At 66.9% G+C, this 16,016-nt stretch carries 17 protein-coding genes; 11 read left to right on the forward strand and 6 right to left on the reverse strand.

Annotation, left to right across the window (positions count from 1 at the left end):
- Positions 1–4: 4 nt before the first annotated feature.
- On the reverse strand, positions 5–1,132 hold the full coding sequence (locus tag L3N39_RS06195) for a methyltransferase (protein ID WP_237256401.1): 1,128 nt from the start codon (positions 1,130–1,132) through the stop codon (positions 5–7).
- Positions 1,133–1,218: 86 nt separating this feature from the next.
- On the opposite strand from L3N39_RS06195, the gene L3N39_RS06200 reads away from it, so the two are divergent.
- Complete coding sequence (locus L3N39_RS06200; RefSeq protein ID WP_237256402.1) at positions 1,219–1,995, forward strand: ferredoxin--NADP reductase; 777 nt, start codon at positions 1,219–1,221, stop codon at positions 1,993–1,995.
- Positions 1,996–2,212: 217 nt separating this feature from the next.
- On the opposite strand, the gene gdhA is transcribed toward L3N39_RS06200, so the two are convergent.
- Positions 2,213–3,550, reverse strand: a complete 1,338-nt coding sequence (gene gdhA / locus L3N39_RS06205) for an NADP-specific glutamate dehydrogenase (protein ID WP_237256403.1) — start codon at positions 3,548–3,550, stop codon at positions 2,213–2,215.
- Between the two features lie 382 nt (positions 3,551–3,932).
- Entirely contained in the window at positions 3,933–5,600 is a 1,668-nt protein-coding gene (gene ettA, locus L3N39_RS06210; RefSeq protein WP_237256404.1) for an energy-dependent translational throttle protein EttA, read from the reverse strand.
- Between the two features lie 253 nt (positions 5,601–5,853).
- Between ettA and glyA the strand changes: the two genes are divergently transcribed.
- The 3 genes from glyA to L3N39_RS06225 all read left to right on the forward strand — a co-directional run bounded on the left by glyA (position 5,854) and on the right by L3N39_RS06225 (position 8,066).
- A complete protein-coding gene (gene glyA / locus L3N39_RS06215) occupies positions 5,854–7,107 on the forward strand; it encodes a serine hydroxymethyltransferase (protein WP_237256405.1) in 1,254 nt (417 codons plus the stop codon).
- Between the two features lie 110 nt (positions 7,108–7,217).
- The gene (locus L3N39_RS06220; protein WP_237256406.1) at positions 7,218–7,679 is read left to right on the forward strand and encodes a methyltransferase family protein; all 462 of its coding nucleotides are present in this window, start codon (positions 7,218–7,220) and stop codon (positions 7,677–7,679) included.
- Between the two features lie 24 nt (positions 7,680–7,703).
- A complete protein-coding gene (locus L3N39_RS06225; RefSeq protein WP_237256407.1) occupies positions 7,704–8,066 on the forward strand; it encodes a PilZ domain-containing protein in 363 nt (120 codons plus the stop codon).
- Between the two features lie 9 nt (positions 8,067–8,075).
- On the opposite strand, the gene radA is transcribed toward L3N39_RS06225, so the two are convergent.
- A complete protein-coding gene (radA, locus tag L3N39_RS06230; RefSeq protein ID WP_237256408.1) occupies positions 8,076–9,437 on the reverse strand; it encodes a DNA repair protein RadA in 1,362 nt (453 codons plus the stop codon).
- Positions 9,438–9,553: 116 nt separating this feature from the next.
- On the opposite strand from radA, the gene L3N39_RS06235 reads away from it, so the two are divergent.
- The gene (locus L3N39_RS06235) at positions 9,554–9,988 is read left to right on the forward strand and encodes a CopD family protein (RefSeq protein WP_237256409.1); all 435 of its coding nucleotides are present in this window, start codon (positions 9,554–9,556) and stop codon (positions 9,986–9,988) included.
- 51 nt (positions 9,989–10,039) lie between these two features.
- Here the strand turns inward: L3N39_RS06235 and L3N39_RS06240 are convergent, their stop codons facing one another.
- Entirely contained in the window at positions 10,040–10,309 is a 270-nt protein-coding gene (locus L3N39_RS06240) for an HP1242/YdcH family protein (protein WP_237256410.1), read from the reverse strand.
- A gap of 221 nt (positions 10,310–10,530) precedes the next feature.
- Between L3N39_RS06240 and mscL the strand changes: the two genes are divergently transcribed.
- From mscL to L3N39_RS06270, 6 genes are all read left to right on the forward strand, one after another.
- Positions 10,531–10,947 (forward strand): large-conductance mechanosensitive channel protein MscL, encoded by a 417-nt coding sequence (gene mscL, locus L3N39_RS06245; RefSeq protein WP_237256411.1) that lies wholly within the window; start codon positions 10,531–10,533, stop codon positions 10,945–10,947.
- A gap of 178 nt (positions 10,948–11,125) precedes the next feature.
- The gene (locus L3N39_RS06250; RefSeq protein ID WP_237256412.1) at positions 11,126–13,558 is read left to right on the forward strand and encodes a Lon protease family protein; all 2,433 of its coding nucleotides are present in this window, start codon (positions 11,126–11,128) and stop codon (positions 13,556–13,558) included.
- A gap of 163 nt (positions 13,559–13,721) precedes the next feature.
- Positions 13,722–14,057, forward strand: a complete 336-nt coding sequence (locus L3N39_RS06255; protein WP_237256413.1) for a PA4575 family protein — start codon at positions 13,722–13,724, stop codon at positions 14,055–14,057.
- Between the two features lie 104 nt (positions 14,058–14,161).
- On the forward strand, positions 14,162–14,650 hold the full coding sequence (locus tag L3N39_RS06260; RefSeq protein WP_237256414.1) for a TIGR00645 family protein: 489 nt from the start codon (positions 14,162–14,164) through the stop codon (positions 14,648–14,650).
- Positions 14,651–14,710: 60 nt separating this feature from the next.
- Positions 14,711–15,019, forward strand: a complete 309-nt coding sequence (locus L3N39_RS06265) for a DUF6482 family protein (RefSeq protein WP_237256415.1) — start codon at positions 14,711–14,713, stop codon at positions 15,017–15,019.
- A 64-nt stretch (positions 15,020–15,083) separates the two neighbouring features.
- Positions 15,084–15,701, forward strand: coding sequence for a BamJ family beta-barrel-assembly machinery protein (locus L3N39_RS06270; protein WP_237256416.1), 618 nt, complete (start codon positions 15,084–15,086; stop codon positions 15,699–15,701).
- A gap of 18 nt (positions 15,702–15,719) precedes the next feature.
- Here L3N39_RS06270 and L3N39_RS06275 read toward each other — a convergent pair whose 3' ends face one another.
- The gene (locus tag L3N39_RS06275) at positions 15,720–15,947 is read right to left on the reverse strand and encodes a PA4570 family protein (RefSeq protein WP_237256417.1); all 228 of its coding nucleotides are present in this window, start codon (positions 15,945–15,947) and stop codon (positions 15,720–15,722) included.
- Between the last annotated feature and the right edge of the window lie 69 nt (positions 15,948–16,016).

Raw genomic sequence — 16,016 nt, forward strand, 5'->3', positions numbered from 1 at the left:
CCGGCTAGCCCTTGATTGCCCGCAGGATGACGAACTTGGGCGTCGCGGCGACCTGCTCGACCTTGCCGAACAGGCGCTTGAGCTTGTGGTGGTAGCCCAGGTGGCGGTTGCCGACGATCCACAGCTCGCCGCCCTTGGCCAGCGCCGCGCGGGCCTGGGTGAACATGCGCCAGGCGAGGAAGTCGCCGACCACCTGCTGCTGGTGGAACGGCGGATTGCACAGGATCAGGTCCAGCGTGGCCGGCGGCTGTTCGGCCAGGCCGTCGCCGGCGCGGATCTCGGCCGGGCGTTCGCCGTGGACTGCCTGCCAGTTCTCGCGCGCCGACTGCACCGCCATGTAGCTCTCGTCGACCAGGGTCAGCTCGGCCTGCGGATTGCCCAGCGCGTAGACGATGCCGAGCACACCGTTGCCGCAGCCGAGGTCGGCCACGCGCAGGTTGCCCAGCGCCTTGGGCAGGTGCGGCAGGAAGGCGCGGGTGCCGATGTCCAGGCCTTCGCGGCAGAACAGGTTGGCCTCGTTGGACAGCTCGATGGTCGGGCGCTCGAGGCGGTAGCGCGTCGGGTAGGGCGAGACCGGTGCCGGTCGGTCGACTGGCGTGGCGCTCAGCAGACGGGCCTTCTTCACCGCGAGCGAGGCCTGTACCGGGCCGATGTAGCGCTCGAGCAGGTCGCCGGCCGCGCGCGGCAGGTGCTTGAGCATGGCGCCGGCGATCACCTGGGCACCGGGGGCGAGCTGGCCGTGCAGGCGGATCAGCTGCTCCTCGAGCAGCGCCAGGGTCTTCGGCACGCGGATCAGCACGCAATCGAACGGCCCCTGCGGCGTCTCGCTGGCCGGTACGAAGCGCACCGCGTCGGCCGCCAGGGCATTGCGCGCGAGGTTCTTCTGCAGTGCCAGCCAGCCCAGATGCGAGTCGCCGCTGCTGGTCACCTGCGCATGCCCGGCGAGCGAGCAGGCCAGCGCGCCGAAGGCATCGTTGAGCACCAACACCCGCGTATCCGCCGCCAGCGGCTGTTCGGCCAGCTGCGTGAGCAGGTATTCGTCGGCCGCGTCGAAGGCCTGCAGCGGCTCGTTGGGCTGCTCCGGCTGGCGGATCAGGTCGAGGCTGGCGAGGGGCGTTTGCAGAATAGGCATGAGAACTGGCGGTGTTTGTCGACGTCGGAAAGAGGTATCAAGACGCTATACGGGCAGGGCCCGAAGACGCTCGGAGGGAGCGAAGTATGACCGCCAGCGAAGAGAAGTTCACCCGCCAGCGGCTGCTCGAGGTGCAGACGCTGACGCCCAACCTGTTCACCCTGCGCACCACGCGCGACCCCGGCTTTCGCTTCACCGCCGGGCAGTTCGCCCGGCTCGGTGTGCGCAAGCCCAGTGGCTGCATCGTCTGGCGCGCCTATTCGATGGTCTCGGCGCCGCATGACGAGTTTCTCGATTTCTTTTCCATCGTGGTGCCGGATGGCGAGTTCACCAGCGAGCTGAGCCGGCTCTCGGTCGGCGACGAGCTGCTGGTCGAGAAGCAGGCCTTCGGCTTCCTCACCCTGGATCGCTTCCCGGACGGGCGCGACCTCTGGCTGCTGGCCACCGGCACCGGCATCGCGCCGTTCCTGTCGATCCTGCAGGACTTCGAGGCCTGGCAGCGCTTCGAGCGTATCGTGCTGGTCTACAGCGTGCGCCAGGCGCGCGAGCTGGCCTACCAGCCGCTGATCGCCGACCTGCCGCAGCGCGAGTACCTGGAGGGGCTCGGCGACAAGTTGCTGTACCTGCCGGTGGTGACCCGCGAGCAGGTGCCCGGGGCGCTGCACGGGCGCATCACTCAGCTGATCGAGAGCGGCGAACTGGAGCGCGCCGCGGGGCTGGCGCTGACCCCCGAGCATTCGCGAATCATGCTCTGCGGCAATCCGCAGATGATCGAGGACACGCGCGCTGTGCTGAAGACACGGGATCTGCAACTGGCGCTGACGCGACGGCCGGGGCAGGTGGCGGTGGAGAACTACTGGTAGGGCGGCTTCGTCATGTGCGAAGCGTGGAAATCGCTGCGCGCGTTTTCCACCCTGCGCCTGCGGGCTGCGAGTTAGGGTGGATGGCCGCAGCCATCCACGCGGGCGGTGGTTGGGGTTCGAGGCCCAGTCGTTGCCCGCATGGCGCGCGCCAAACGACAGAGCCCCGCCGGGTGACCGGCGGGGCTCTGGCTTTATCGCTAGCGGCTCGCCGCTGCGGTCAGACCACGCCCTGTGCCAGCATGGCGTCGGCGACCTTGACGAAGCCGGCGATGTTGGCGCCCTTGACGTAGTTGATCCGGCCGTTCTCCTCGCCGTGGGCGACGCAGGCGTGGTGGATCGACTGCATGATGCCGTGCAGCTTGGTGTCCACCTCGCCGGCGGTCCAGTGCAGGCGCATGGCGTTCTGGCTCATCTCCAGACCCGAACAGGCCACGCCGCCGGCGTTGGAGGCCTTGCCCGGTGCGTAGAGGATGCCGGCCTCGAGGAACAGGTCCACCGCTTCGAGGGTCGACGGCATGTTGGCGCCTTCGGCCACGCAGATGCAGCCGTTGTTCAGCAGCGCGCGGGCATCCTCGCCGTCCAGCTCGTTCTGCGTGGCGCAGGGCAGGGCGATGTCGCACGGCAGGTTCCACGGCCGCTGGCCGGCCAGGTAGGTGGCGCCGAAGTGGGCGCCCATCTCCTCCAGGCGGCCGCGACGGACGTTCTTCAGGTCCATCAGGTAGGCCCACTGTTCGCCGGTCAGGCCGTCGGGGAAGTGCAGGGTGCCACCCGAGTCGGACAGCGAGACCACCCGGCCGCCCAGTTCCATGACCTTCTGCGCGGCGTACTGCGCGACGTTGCCCGAGCCGGAGATCGCCACGCGCTTGCCGTCGAAGCTGCTGTGGCTGCTCTTGAGCATTTCCTCGGCGAAATAGACGCAGCCGTAGCCGGTGGCTTCCGGGCGGATCAGGCTGCCGCCGTAGGGCAGGCCCTTGCCGGTCAGCACCGAGGTGAACTGGTTGGCCAGGCGCTTGTACTGGCCGAAGAGGAAGCCGATTTCGCGGCCACCGACGCCGATGTCGCCGGCCGGCACGTCGAGGTCGGCGCCGACATGGCGGTACAGCTCGCTCATGAACGACTGGCAGAAGCGCATGACTTCGTTGTCGCTCTTGCCCTTGGGGTTGAAGTCCGAGCCGCCCTTGCCGCCGCCCATGGGCAGCGAGGTCAGCGAGTTCTTGAACACCTGCTCGAAGGCGAGGAACTTGAGCACGCCGAGGTTGACCGAGGGGTGGAAGCGCAGGCCGCCCTTGTACGGGCCGATGGCGCTGTTCATCTGGATGCGGAAACCGCGGTTGACCTGCACGCGACCCTGATCGTCGACCCACGGCACGCGGAAGATGATGGTGCGTTCCGGCTCGACCATGCGCTCGATGATGCCGGCCTGCTGGTAGTGCGGGTTGGCTTCGAGGAAGGGCCAGAGGCTGCGCAGCACTTCCTCGACCGCCTGGTGGAACTCGGGCTGGTGCGGGTCGCGCTGCTTCAGGCGGGTGAGAAAGGCATCAACGGTTTCGGTCATGGCAAGCCCTCGGTGACCGCGCGGCGGCGGTCCGTGGAAAAAATCGGCGGGCGACTGTAGCAAACCGGATTTGCACCGCGAAAGTGCGCCTTTTGGCGGGGTGTTCGTCCTTGGTGCGTCGTTTTGCCCTGTATCGGTGCGCTGTGGGTAGCCTCGCTTTTTCCCCGTTCAGGCATGAAGGCCGTGTGCTGGCTGGTCTTGCGGCTCGGTGTTGGCTGGCTGCGGGCGGCCTGAGGTGAATGCGCGGTCGTGAAGTGGGCGATGCTGGTGCGTTTTTTTGCCAGGATGTTTCCAGGGCGCTCGGCTGGCGAGGACCTGGAATCGGCAGGACGCCATCGGCCGATGGCGTCGCCGAACGGGAGCCCGGGCGGGCTCCGCGGGGTTACTGGGCCAGCTTGCGGTACTTGACCCGGTGCGGCTGCGCCGCGGCGTCGCCGAGGCGCTTCTTGCGGTCGGCCTCGAACTCGGTGTAGTTGCCTTCGAAGAAGTACACCTTGCCGTCGTCCTCGTAGGAGAGGATGTGGGTGGCGATGCGGTCGAGGAACCAGCGATCGTGGGAGATCACGATGGCCGAGCCGGGGAAGTCCAGCAGCGCCTCTTCCAGCGCGCGCAGGGTTTCCACGTCGAGGTCGTTGGACGGTTCGTCGAGCAACAGCACGTTGCCGCCCTGCTTGAGGGTCAGCGCCAGGTGCAGGCGACCGCGCTCACCGCCGGAGAGGTCCTTGACGAACTTCTGCTGGTCGGCGCCCTTGAAGTTGAAGCGGCCGACGTAGCCGCGCGACGGCACTTCGTAGCCGCCGACGCGGATCATGTCCAGCCCGTCGGAAACCTGCTCCCAGACGGTCTTGCTGCCATCCAGGTTCTCGCGGCTCTGCTCGACGCTGGCGATCTGCACGGTGTCGCCCAGCTCGATGCTGCCCGAGTCCGGCTGCTCCTTGCCGGTGATCATGCGCAGCAGGGTCGACTTGCCCGCGCCGTTGCCGCCGATGACGCCGACGATGGCGCCCTTGGGAATGCTGAACGACAGGTCGTCGATCAGTACGCGGTCGCCGTAGCTCTTGGTCAGGTGGTTGACCTCGATGACCTTGTCGCCCAGGCGCGGGCCGGCCGGGATGTAGATCTCGTTGGTCTCGCTGCGCTTCTGGAATTCCTGCGACTGCATTTCCTCGAAGCGCTGCAGGCGGGCCTTGGACTTGGCCTGGCGCGCCTTGGCGCCCTGGCGCACCCATTCCAGCTCGGCCTTCATCGCCTTGCTGTGAGCGGCCTCCTGCTTGGCCTCCTGCTCCAGGCGCGCGGCCTTGGATTCGAGCCACTGCGAGTAGTTGCCCTCGAAGGGGATGCCCATGCCGCGGTCGAGCTCGAGGATCCAGCCGGCGACGTTGTCGAGGAAGTAGCGGTCGTGGGTGATCGCCACCACGGTGCCGGGGAAGTCGTGGAGGAAACGCTCCAGCCAGGCCACCGAGTCGGCGTCCAGGTGGTTGGTCGGTTCGTCCAGCAGCAGCATGTCCGGCGCCGAGAGCAGCAGGCGGCACAGCGCCACGCGGCGCTTCTCGCCGCCGGAGAGGTGTTCGATCCTGGCGTCCCAGGCCGGCAGGCGCAGCGCATCGGCGGCGACTTCCAGCTGGCGCTCGAGGTTGTGGCCGTCGGCGGCCTGCAGGATGGCCTCGAGCTTGGCCTGCTCGGCGGCCAGGGCGTCGAAGTCGGCATCCGGCTCGGCGTAGGCGGCGTAGACCTCGTCGAGGCGGGCCTGGGCCTGCTTGATCTCGCCCACGGCCTCTTCGACGATCTCGCGCACGGTCTTGGCCGGGTCGAGCTGCGGCTCCTGCGGCAGGTAGCCGACCTTGATGCCCGGCATGGCCCGCGCCTCGCCGTCGAACTCGGTGTCGACGCCGGCCATGATGCGCAGCAGCGTGGACTTGCCCGCGCCGTTCAGGCCGAGCACGCCGATCTTGGCGCCGGGGAAGAACGACAGGGAGATGTTCTTGAGGATCTCACGCTTCGGGGGCACGACCTTGCTGACCCGATGCATGGTGTAGACGTATTGAGCCATGGAAACAGATGCCCGTGACAGTGGTGAAAAAGCATGGAAACCCGGCGCGGCGGGGCCGCTCGGGTCAAACGCGCAAAGCTACTCCATTGCTCCGGACAGGGCAAACCGCCGCCGGTTCCCTGCGCGGCGCCGCGCGGCTGCCGCGCATGAGCACCGCTCGCTGCCGCTTGACTGGCTTTCATACCGCAGCCTGCGCGGATGCGGTAGAATCCGCGCCTTCTTCCCAACTGCCAGCTGATCCCAGAGGACGCCCATGTTCAGCCGTGACTTGACCATCGAACGCTTCGACGCCGAACTCTTCGCTGCCATGCAGCAGGAAGCCCAGCGTCAGGAAGACCACATCGAGCTGATCGCCTCGGAGAACTACACCAGCCCGGCGGTGATGGAAGCCCAGGGCAGCGTGCTGACCAACAAGTACGCCGAAGGCTACCCGGGCAAGCGCTACTACGGCGGTTGCGAGTACGTCGACGTGGTCGAGCAGCTGGCCATCGATCGCGCCAAGCAGTTGTTCGGTGCCGACTACGCCAACGTCCAGCCGCACGCCGGTTCCCAGGCCAACGCCGCCGTCTACCTGGCCCTGCTCAGCGCCGGCGACACCATCCTCGGCATGAGCCTGGCCCACGGCGGCCACCTGACCCATGGTGCCTCGGTTTCCTCATCCGGCAAGCTGTACAACGCCGTGCAGTACGGCATCAACGACCAGGGCCTGATCGACTACGACGAAGTCGAGCGCCTGGCCGTCGAGCACAAGCCGAAGATGATCGTCGCCGGCTTCTCCGCCTATTCGCAGAAGCTGGACTTCCCGCGCTTCCGCGAAATCGCCGACAAGGTCGGTGCCTACCTGTTCGTCGACATGGCCCACGTGGCCGGCCTGGTCGCCGCGGGCGTCTACCCGAACCCGGTGCCGTTCGCCGACGTGGTCACCACCACCACCCACAAGACCCTGCGCGGCCCGCGCGGCGGTCTGATCCTGGCGAAGAAGAACGAGGAGATCGAGAAGAAGCTCAACTCCGCGGTCTTCCCGGGCGCCCAGGGCGGCCCGCTGGAGCACGTCATCGCGGCCAAGGCGATCTGCTTCAAGGAAGCCCTGCAACCCGAGTTCAAGGAATACCAGCAGCAAGTAGTGAAAAACGCCCAGGCGATGGCCGAAGTGTTCATCGGGCGCGGTTTCGACGTGGTGTCCGGTGGCACGCAGAACCATCTGTTCCTGCTCTCGCTGATCAAGCAGGACATCACCGGCAAGGACGCGGACGCCGCACTCGGCCGTGCCCATATCACGGTGAACAAGAACAGCGTGCCGAACGACCCGCGTTCGCCGTTCGTCACCTCCGGCCTGCGCATCGGCACCCCGGCGGTCACCACTCGCGGCTTCAAGGAAGCCGAGTGCCGCGAGCTGGCCGGCTGGATCTGCGACATCCTCGACAAGATGGGTGACGAGTCGGTGGTCGACGCAGTGCGCGCCAAGGTCGCGGCGGTCTGCGCCAAGTTCCCGGTGTACGGCAACTAAGCCCCGGCCTTGCCAGGGAAAGCCCGCTTCGGCGGGCTTTCTGCGTTTCGGGCCATGCCCTTTCGCGGGCGGGCTAGACTGCCAACAGTGATGCAGGGAAGAACTACCCCATGATCAAGCGCAGTTCACGGGTGATCCTGCCGCCGCCGGTCATCTATCTGCTGTTCCTGGCGCTGGCCTGGGCGCTGCAGGCGCTGTTGCCCGTCGTCCTGCCACGCAACCCCTGGACCGCCTACCTCGGCTGGGGGCTGATCGATGCCGGCCTGCTGCTGATGCTCTGGGCCGGGCTGTTCATGCTCCGGCGCCGGACCACGGTGAACCCCTACGGCACGCCGCAGCGGCTGCTGGACGACGGACCTTTCCGCTTTTCGCGCAATCCCATCTATCTCGCCGATACGCTGGTCTACGCCGGCATCGCCCTGCTCTGGGGCAGCCTGTGGCCCTGGCTGCTGCTGCCCGCGCTGATCTACACCATGCAGCGCGGCGTGATCGTCCACGAGGAGCGCCTGCTCGACGAGCTGTTCGGCGACCACTACCGCGACTACCGCCGGCGCGTCAGGCGCTGGCTATGACCGGCCCGGCCGGGGAGAACAACGATGACAGAAGGTTCCGAGCGTCGCCGCTTCCAGCGCATCGGCTTCGATGCCGACACCGAACTGCAGCAGGGCGAGCAGCGCTGGCCGGCCGTGCTGCATGACGTCTCGCTCAAGGGGCTGCTGGTCGAGCGCCCGGCGGGCTGGAACGCGAGGCCCGATCAGCCGTTGCAGGCACGCATCCGCCTCGCCGAGGACGTGGAGCTGTCGATGGAGGTGACGCTGGCCCATGAGCACGACGGGCTGCTTGGCTTCGTCTGCGAGCACATCGACCTCGACTCGATGATCCACCTGCGCCGCCTGGTGGAGCTGAACCTGGGCGACGAGGCGCTGCTCGAGCGCGAACTGGCGGCGCTCGGCCGCTAGTCGCGGTCGCTATTCGAACAGTGCGTCGAGCGCCTGTTCCAGGCGCGTCACGGCGATGATCTGCAAGCCCGGCGGTGCCTCCTTCGGCGCGTTGCCCTTGGGCACGATGGCGCGCTTGAAGCCATGCTTGGCGGCCTCCTTCAGGCGCTCCTGACCGCTCGGTACCGGGCGGATCTCCCCGGACAGTCCCACTTCGCCGAACACGAGGAGGTCGGTATCCAGCGGGCGGTTGCGCAGGCTGGAGATCACCGCGGCCATCAGCGCCAGGTCCGCTGCGGTTTCCAGCACCTTCACCCCGCCGACCACGTTGATGAACACGTCCTGGTCGTAGGTGGGAATGCTGCCGTGGCGGTGCAGCACGGCCAGCAGCATGGCCAGGCGGTTCTGGTCCAGGCCCAGGGTGACGCGGCGCGGGTTGGCCAGGTGGCTGGTGTCGACCAGCGCCTGCACCTCCACCAGCATCGGCCGGGTGCCTTCCCAGGTCGCCATCACCACGCTGCCGGGCACCGCTTCCTGGGCGCGGGTGAGGAAGATCGCCGAGGGGTTGGTGACCTCCTTCAGGCCCTTGTCGGTCATGCCGAACACGCCGAGTTCGTTGACCGCGCCGAAGCGGTTCTTCACCGCGCGCAGCAGGCGCAGGCGGCCATCGGACTCGCCTTCGAAATAGAGCACTGTATCGACCATGTGCTCGAGCACGCGCGGGCCGGCCAGCGCGCCTTCCTTGGTCACGTGGCCCACGAGGAAGATCGCCGTGCCGCTCTGCTTGGCGAAACGCACCAAGAGCGCCGCGCTCTCGCGCACCTGGGCCACGCCGCCAGGCGCCGATTGCAGCTGTTCGGTGAAGATGGTCTGGATCGAGTCGATGACCATCACCTTGGGCTTTTCCAGCCGTGCGGTGGCGATGATGGCTTCGATGCAGGTCTCGGTCATCACCTTGAGCCTGTCCTGCGGCAGGTCCAGACGGCGCGCGCGCATCGCCACCTGCTGCTGGGATTCCTCGCCGGTGACGTACAGCGCCGGATAGCGCTGGGCGATGGCGCACAGGGTTTGCAGCAGGATGGTCGACTTGCCGATGCCCGGGTCGCCGCCGATCAGCACCACCGAGCCGTCCACCAGGCCGCCGCCGAGCACGCGGTCCAGTTCGCCGGAGGCGGTGGAGAAACGCGGCACTTCCTCGACGCTGACTTCGGCCAGGGTCTTGATGTTGGCCTGGTCGCCGGCCCAGCCAGCGCGGCCCGATGCGGCCGGGGCGGCTTCGACAAGGGTTTCCACCAGGGTGTTCCAGGCGCCGCAGTCGCCGCACTGGCCGGCCCACTTGGGGAAGGTCGAGCCGCATTCGGTGCAGCCATACATGCGCTTGGCCTTGGCCATGGGAGACTCCGCGTCGGCAAATGGAGCCGCATGATAACGGCTGGCTTGATCGCCATCAGCTACAGGCGCCAGGCTGGCGCGCGAGACTGTCAACAAAACGCACAGGAGCCGTTGCCATGCGCTATCTGCTGTTTCTTCACCTGCTCGGGGCCAGTGTCTGGGTCGGCGGCCATCTGGTCCTGCTGTTCGGCGTATTGCCCAAGGCGCTGCGCGGGCGCGATCCGCAACCGGTGCGGCAGTTCGAGCAGCTCTACGAGCGCATCGGCATCCCGGCGCTGATCGTCCAGGTCGTCACCGGCCTGTGGATGGCAAGCCTCTGGCTGCCACACGCGCAATGGCTCGGCGACTCGCCGGTCGCGCGGCTGGTGCAGGGCAAGCTGCTGTTGCTGGGGCTGACCGCGCTGCTCGGCCTGCACGCGCGGCTGGCGCTGATCCCGCGGCTGGACGGCGAGCGGCTGCCGCAGCTGGGCCTGCATATCCTGTTGATCACCCTGACCGCGGTGGCTTTCGTCTGGGTCGGTGCCGGGTTCAGGTTCGGCGGGCTTTTCTAGCGCCCAATGAAAAGCCCGCCGGTCAGCGGGCTTGGTCGAGGTGCGGGTCGATCAGCCGCAGCAACCGCCACAGCAGCTGCCCGAGGCACGCTTGAGGTCGCGGGCGATGTCGTCCTTGAGGTTCACGCGCTGCAGCTTGAGCGCGTTCAGCGCCGCTTCGTCGAGGTTCTCGACGCCGTCCTCGACGCGGCAGATGCGCTTGTCCAGCGCTTCGTACTCATCGGTCTTGCGGGCGAAGTCCGCATCCTGCTGGCGCAGCCGCTGCAGCTGCTCGCGCTTTTCCGGGAAATCCTTGACCAGGGGGTGATGTTCAACGTGCATGAAAGGCGCTCCGGAGGGTTGGAAGGCGCTACCTTAACGCCGCCGGTGGGGCGCGGCTGTTGACCGCGATCAAGCGATCGCGAGGGTGTACGCGGGCGGCGGCGCGGGTCGCTCTGGCTCGGGCCTTGCTCGGCGTCTATGCTTGCCGGCGACGGGAACCGCGCAGGCGGCCTTCCGGTCAACGCAGCGGTCAGTCACCTTTTCGGAGCAAGGATTCCCAGATGAGCATTCTCAGCGAGTTCAAGGCCTTTGCCGTGCGCGGCAACGTGGTCGACATGGCGGTTGGCATCATCATCGGCGCGGCGTTCGGCAAGATCGTTTCCTCGTTCGTCGGCGATGTGATCACGCCGCCGCTGGGGCTGTTGATCGGCGGCGTCGATTTCTCCGAGCTGGCGGTCGTGCTGCGCGAGCCGGTCGGCGACGCACCGGCGGTGACGCTGAGCTACGGCAAGTTCATCCAGACCATCATCGACTTCACCATCGTCGCCTTCGCCATCTTCCTCGGCGTCAAGGCGATCAACCATCTCAAGCGCAAGGAGGCCGAGGCGCCTTCGGCCCCGCCCGCGCCGTCGAAGGAAGAGCTGCTGCTGACCGAGATCCGCGATCTGCTCAAGGAGCAGAACGGCCGCCAGGGCTGAGCCGGCCGCAGGCGGGCAAGCCCGTCGACAGCCAGGTGGCGGGGGCTGGCGGCGAACGCATTCGGCGCCGGGCCCGTCTGGTCGACGCTGACCGGCTTCTTGTCTTGCGGCGTGCCAGTGGCAGCGCCAGAATGGCGGCATCACCTGTGGCCCTCGCGCCATCCTGCAAGGAATTCCGATGTCCCAACCTGTCGCTGCCGGGCTGCGCCTGGCACCCGATGCGCTGACCCGTCCCTTCGATCCGAGCCAGTTCAATTTCACCACCACCGATGAGCTCGAGCCGTTCTTCGGCGTGCTCGGCCAGGAGCGCGCGGTCGAGGCGCTGCAGTTCGGCGTGGCGATGCCGCGCCCCGGCTACAACGTCTATGTCATGGGCGAGCCGGGCACTGGTCGCTTCTCCTTCGTGCGCCGCTACCTGAAGGCCGAGGGCAAGCGCCTGGATACGCCGGACGACTGGCTGTACATCAACCACTTCGACGAGCCGCGCGAGCCCAAGGCACTCCGGCTGGCACCGGGTACGGCCAACGGCTTCATCGCCGACATCCATCAGCTGATCGACAACCTGCTGGCGACCTTCCCGGCGGTGTTCGAGCACCCCAGCTTCCAGCAGAAGAAGAGCGCCATCGACCGCGCCTTTAACCAGCGCTACGACAAGGCGCTGGACGTGATCGAGAAACTGGCGCTGGAAAAGGACATCGCTCTCTATCGCGACAGCGCCAACATCGCATTCACGCCGATGAAGGACGGCAAGGCGATGGACGAGGCGGATTTCGCCCAGCTGCCCGAGGCCGAGCGCGAGCGCTACCACGAGGACATCTCGGCGCTGGAAGTGCGGCTGAACGAGGAGCTGGCCAGCCTGCCGCAGTGGAAGCGCGAGTCCAGCAACCAGTTGCGCCAGCTGAACGAGGAAACCATCAGCCAGGCGCTGCAGCCGCTGCTCGAGCCGCTCGCCGAGAAATACCGCGGCAACCCGGGCATCGAGGCCTACCTGCAGGCGGTGCAGGCCAACCTGCTGCGCACCGTGATCGAGCAACTGGTCGATGAGAACCGGCCCGAAGCGCAGAATCGCCAGCTGCTCGAGGAGCAGTACTCGCCGAGCCTGATCGTCGGCCACGGTGCCAACGGCGGCGCGCCGGTGGTGTTCGAGCCGCACCCGACCTTCGACAACCTGTTCGGCCGTATCGAATACAACACCGACCAGGGCGCGCTCTACACCAGCTATCGGCAGCTGCGCCCCGGGGCGTTGCACCGGGCCAATGGCGGCTTCCTCATGCTCGAGGCGGAGAAGCTGCTCAGCGAGCCCTTCGTCTGGGATGCGCTCAAGCGGGCGCTGCAGTCGCGCAAGCTGAAGATGGAGTCGCCGCTGGCCGAGCTGGGGCGCCTGGCGACCGTGACGCTGACGCCGGAGGTGATCCCGCTCAACGTCAAGGTCATCATCATTGGTTCGCGCCAGCTCTACTACACGCTGCAGGACCTGGATCCGGACTTCCAGGAGATGTTCCGCGTACTGGTGGATTTCGACGAGGACATCCCGCTGGCCGAGGACAGCCTCGAGCAGTTCGCCCAGTTGCTCAAGACGCGCACCTCCGAGGAGGACATGGCCCCGCTGACCGCGGCGGCGGTGGCACGCCTGGCGACCTACAGCGCGCGCCTGGCCGAGCACCAAGGCCGGCTCTCGGCGCGCATCGGCGACCTGTTCCAGCTGGTCAGCGAGGCCGATTTCGTCCGCCAGCTGGCCAAGGACGCAGTCACCGACGTCGGCCACATCGAGCGCGCGCTCAAGGCCAAGGAAACGCGAACCGGCCGGGTGTCGGCGCGCATTCTCGAGGATATCCTCGCCGGGGTGATCCTCATCGATACCGAGGGGGCGGCGACCGGCAAGTGCAACGGCCTGACCGTGCTCGAGGTCGGCGACTCGGCGTTCGGCATGCCGGCGCGTATCTCCGCCACCGTTTATCCCGGCGGCTCGGGTATCGTCGACATCGAGCGCGAGGTCAACCTCGGCCAGCCGATCCACTCCAAGGGCGTGATGATCCTGACCGGCTACCTGGGCAGCCGCTATGCCCAGGAATTCCCCCTGGAGATCTCGGCGAGCATCGCGCTGGAGCAGTCCTACGGCTACGTCGATGGCGACAGCGCCTCGCTCGGCGAGTGCTGCGCGCTGATCTCGGCGCTGTCGCGCACGCCGCTCAAGCAGTGCTTCGCCATCACCGGTTCGATCAACCAGTTCGGCGAAGTGCAGGCGGTCGGCGGCGTCAACGAGAAGATCGAAGGCTTCTTCCGCCTGTGCGAGGCGCGCGGCCTATCCGGCGAGCAGGGCGTGATCATTCCGTTCGCCAACATCAGCACGCTGATGCTCGACGAGCGGGTGCTCGAGGCGGTGCGCGGCAACCGCTTCCACGTCTATGCGGTGCGCCACGTGGACGAGGCACTCTCGCTGCTGGTTGGCGAGGCCGTGGGCACCGCCGACGACCAGGGACGTTTCCCGCGCGGCAGCGTCAACGCCCGCGTCGTCGAGCGCCTGCGCGAGATCGCTGAGATCGAACTGGAAGAGGAGGAGCGCAGCGAGGCGGCAGGCAAGGCCGCGGCGCCCGGCGACACGGGCGCCTAGCGCCGGCGAAACAAGCGGAGCGGAACGATCGGCGTCGCGGCTTGTCTGCGCTTCAGGAGTATCCGCTACTCTTGTTGGTAAGCACTATCCGGTGCTGCCAGGCTTGAGCCGGGCCCCCGTTCTGTCGTCGCGGGGCAACCGGCTGGTCGCGAGGACCGCCGCCATGTCGCATGCGCTTTGTCTGAACCGTCAATGTCTGGGTCTGGTGACCCGTATCGAATGCATCATCCGGCCGGTGGCCGGGGGCAACGGCCTCTGGACGCTTTTGTGCGCCGCCGGGTTGGCCGGCTCGCAGCCGACGGCAATCCGGGTGCAGGGGCCGTTCCGCGGGCACCGGATGGCCGAGTCGGTGCTGGAGGCCATCGTCAGCAACCTGCGTGGCCAGGGCTACGAGGAAGCGAGCGACCCGGCGATCTGGCAGCTGCACATGCAGGCCGAGTTGCGCAAGGTCAACGCCGACCAGGCGCGCTTCCTCAGTGGCTGGGAAACCCGCTCCTGAGCGCTGGCTGTCTGGCACGCCGTTTTGCGGCCGGCTCGGGTGCTTGTCTGCGACGGGTCGCTGCGTATACTCGCCGGCATTCGAACCGCCTGTAGTGGGAAGTCATGGAACGCATTCTGGAAAACGCGATGTACGCGGCGCGCTGGTTGCTGGCGCCGATCTATTTCGGCCTCGCCTTTGCGCTGCTGGCGCTGGCGATCAAGTTCTTCCAAGAGATCTGGCACATCCTGCCGGGCATCCTGGCCCTGAGCGAGGCCGACCTGATTCTCAAGCTGCTCTCGCTGATCGACATGGCGCTGGTTGGCGGCCTGCTGGTGATGGTGATGATCTCCGGCTACGAGAACTTCGTTTCGCAACTCGATATCGAGGAAGGCAAGGAGAAGCTCGACTGGCTGGGCAAGATGGATTCCGGCTCGCTGAAGATGAAGGTGGCCGCGTCCATCGTCGCGATCTCCTCCATTCACCTGCTGCGCATGTTCATGGATGCCCAGCAGCTCGATAGCGAGAAGCTTATGTGGTACGTCATCATCCACCTGACCTTCGTGGTGTCCGCCTTCGCCATGGGCTACCTGGACAAGCTGACCAAGCACTGACGGCGCGCCGATGCCAGCCTGGTGTGGCGCGGTTGTTTCGTTACGAGCGAGGATGACGACATGACGCTTCAAGAGCTGGTCGGGCAGGCGGGCCAGGGGCGCATCGACGCCCTGCAACTCACCTCTGTCGAGGGCGGCTTCTACCTGCTGGATATCTTCGAGCGCGGTGGCGTGCGTCATCGCCTCTGCGACGCGCAAGGGCGGACCTGCCACCTGCGCTCGGTCGAGCATGCCCGCGACCTGCTCAAGGAGCTGCCGGAAATGCCCTTCCACCTGTTGCACGCCTCGACCCAGGACGAGATGTGCGGCCTCCCCGTCGATGAAGCGGACGTGCTGCGCGTACCGATCGGCCTGCGCTCGGGCTGGTGAACCTGCTTGCCGCGACTGTGCTAGTCTGCCGACCCCTTTTTTACGAACTGCTAGCGGAGCCGGCATGAGCGATCTTGACCTGAATACCGACGAAACCCGTGTGAGCTATGGTATAGGCCGCCAGCTGGGCGACCAGCTACGCGACAATCCGCCTCCGGGAATCAGCATCGACGCGGTGATCGCCGGCATCCGCGATGCGTTCGCCAGCCTGGAAAGCCGCGTCGGCGCGGCCGAGCTGAGCGCCAGCTTCGCGGTGATCCGCGAGCGCATGCAGGCCGAGGCGCAGCAGAAGGCGGATGCCGCGGCCGCGCAGGGGCGTGCATTCCTTGCCGAGAATGCCAAGCGTGAAGGTATCGTCGTGCTCGAATCCGGGCTGCAGTACGAAGTGTTGAGCGCGGGCGAGGGTGCTCGGCCGAGCCGCGAAGACAGCGTGCGCACGCATTACCATGGCACCCTGGTCGACGGCACCGTGTTCGACAGCTCGTACAACCGCGGCCAGCCGGCCGAATTCCCGGTCAGCGGCGTGATCGCCGGCTGGACCGAGGCGCTGCAGCTGATGAACGCCGGCAGCAAGTGGCGCCTGTACGTGCCGAGTGAACTGGCCTACGGTGGCCAGGCGGTGGGTAGCATCCCGCCGCACAGCGTGCTGGTGTTCGACGTCGAGCTGCTCGAAGTTCTCTGAACTGCGCAGGCGGCCGGTTCACGGCCGCAGCGCGCGGGCGTAGCAGAACAGGAACAGGTTGCGCACCTGTTCCTTCAGCGCACAGGGCTCGCTGGTGCTCAGTTCCTGAATGGTCAGGTCGCCCTGGGCGCAGAGTTCTTCCAGTGCTTCGCCCTCGAGCTGTGCGCAGACTTTCCCGGTGGCGCGCTCGAGGATTCGCACATAGGGCTGGGGGCGGTCCAGCCAGGCATCGATCAGGTAGGTCATGTTTCGGCTCCGCAATTAGTTTTCGATAATGAGAATAATTATCGTTTCCTAAATTGCAAGCACGAAATA

It is taken from the genome of Pseudomonas oligotrophica, assembly GCF_021726475.1.
Classification (GTDB): domain Bacteria; phylum Pseudomonadota; class Gammaproteobacteria; order Pseudomonadales; family Pseudomonadaceae; genus Stutzerimonas; species Stutzerimonas oligotrophica.

What these genes read in the sequence shown, in the direction of transcription:
- L3N39_RS06200 (WP_237256402.1), top strand. Translation starts at nt 1,219, where the DNA reads ATGACCGCCAGCGAAGAGAAGTTCACCCGCCAGCGGCTGCTCGAGGTG.
- radA (WP_237256408.1), bottom strand. Translation starts at nt 9,437, where the DNA reads ATGGCCAAGGCCAAGCGCATGTATGGCTGCACCGAATGCGGCTCGACC.
- gdhA (WP_237256403.1), bottom strand. Translation starts at nt 3,550, where the DNA reads ATGACCGAAACCGTTGATGCCTTTCTCACCCGCCTGAAGCAGCGCGAC.
- L3N39_RS06265 (WP_237256415.1), top strand. Translation starts at nt 14,711, where the DNA reads ATGACGCTTCAAGAGCTGGTCGGGCAGGCGGGCCAGGGGCGCATCGAC.
- L3N39_RS06195 (WP_237256401.1), bottom strand. Translation starts at nt 1,132, where the DNA reads ATGCCTATTCTGCAAACGCCCCTCGCCAGCCTCGACCTGATCCGCCAG.
- L3N39_RS06250 (WP_237256412.1), top strand. Translation starts at nt 11,126, where the DNA reads ATGTCCCAACCTGTCGCTGCCGGGCTGCGCCTGGCACCCGATGCGCTG.
- L3N39_RS06220 (WP_237256406.1), top strand. Translation starts at nt 7,218, where the DNA reads ATGATCAAGCGCAGTTCACGGGTGATCCTGCCGCCGCCGGTCATCTAT.
- ettA (WP_237256404.1), bottom strand. Translation starts at nt 5,600, where the DNA reads ATGGCTCAATACGTCTACACCATGCATCGGGTCAGCAAGGTCGTGCCC.
- L3N39_RS06225 (WP_237256407.1), top strand. Translation starts at nt 7,704, where the DNA reads ATGACAGAAGGTTCCGAGCGTCGCCGCTTCCAGCGCATCGGCTTCGAT.
- L3N39_RS06275 (WP_237256417.1), bottom strand. Translation starts at nt 15,947, where the DNA reads ATGACCTACCTGATCGATGCCTGGCTGGACCGCCCCCAGCCCTATGTG.
- mscL (WP_237256411.1), top strand. Translation starts at nt 10,531, where the DNA reads ATGAGCATTCTCAGCGAGTTCAAGGCCTTTGCCGTGCGCGGCAACGTG.
- L3N39_RS06270 (WP_237256416.1), top strand. Translation starts at nt 15,084, where the DNA reads ATGAGCGATCTTGACCTGAATACCGACGAAACCCGTGTGAGCTATGGT.
- glyA (WP_237256405.1), top strand. Translation starts at nt 5,854, where the DNA reads ATGTTCAGCCGTGACTTGACCATCGAACGCTTCGACGCCGAACTCTTC.
- L3N39_RS06260 (WP_237256414.1), top strand. Translation starts at nt 14,162, where the DNA reads ATGGAACGCATTCTGGAAAACGCGATGTACGCGGCGCGCTGGTTGCTG.
- L3N39_RS06240 (WP_237256410.1), bottom strand. Translation starts at nt 10,309, where the DNA reads ATGCACGTTGAACATCACCCCCTGGTCAAGGATTTCCCGGAAAAGCGC.
- L3N39_RS06255 (WP_237256413.1), top strand. Translation starts at nt 13,722, where the DNA reads ATGTCGCATGCGCTTTGTCTGAACCGTCAATGTCTGGGTCTGGTGACC.
- L3N39_RS06235 (WP_237256409.1), top strand. Translation starts at nt 9,554, where the DNA reads ATGCGCTATCTGCTGTTTCTTCACCTGCTCGGGGCCAGTGTCTGGGTC.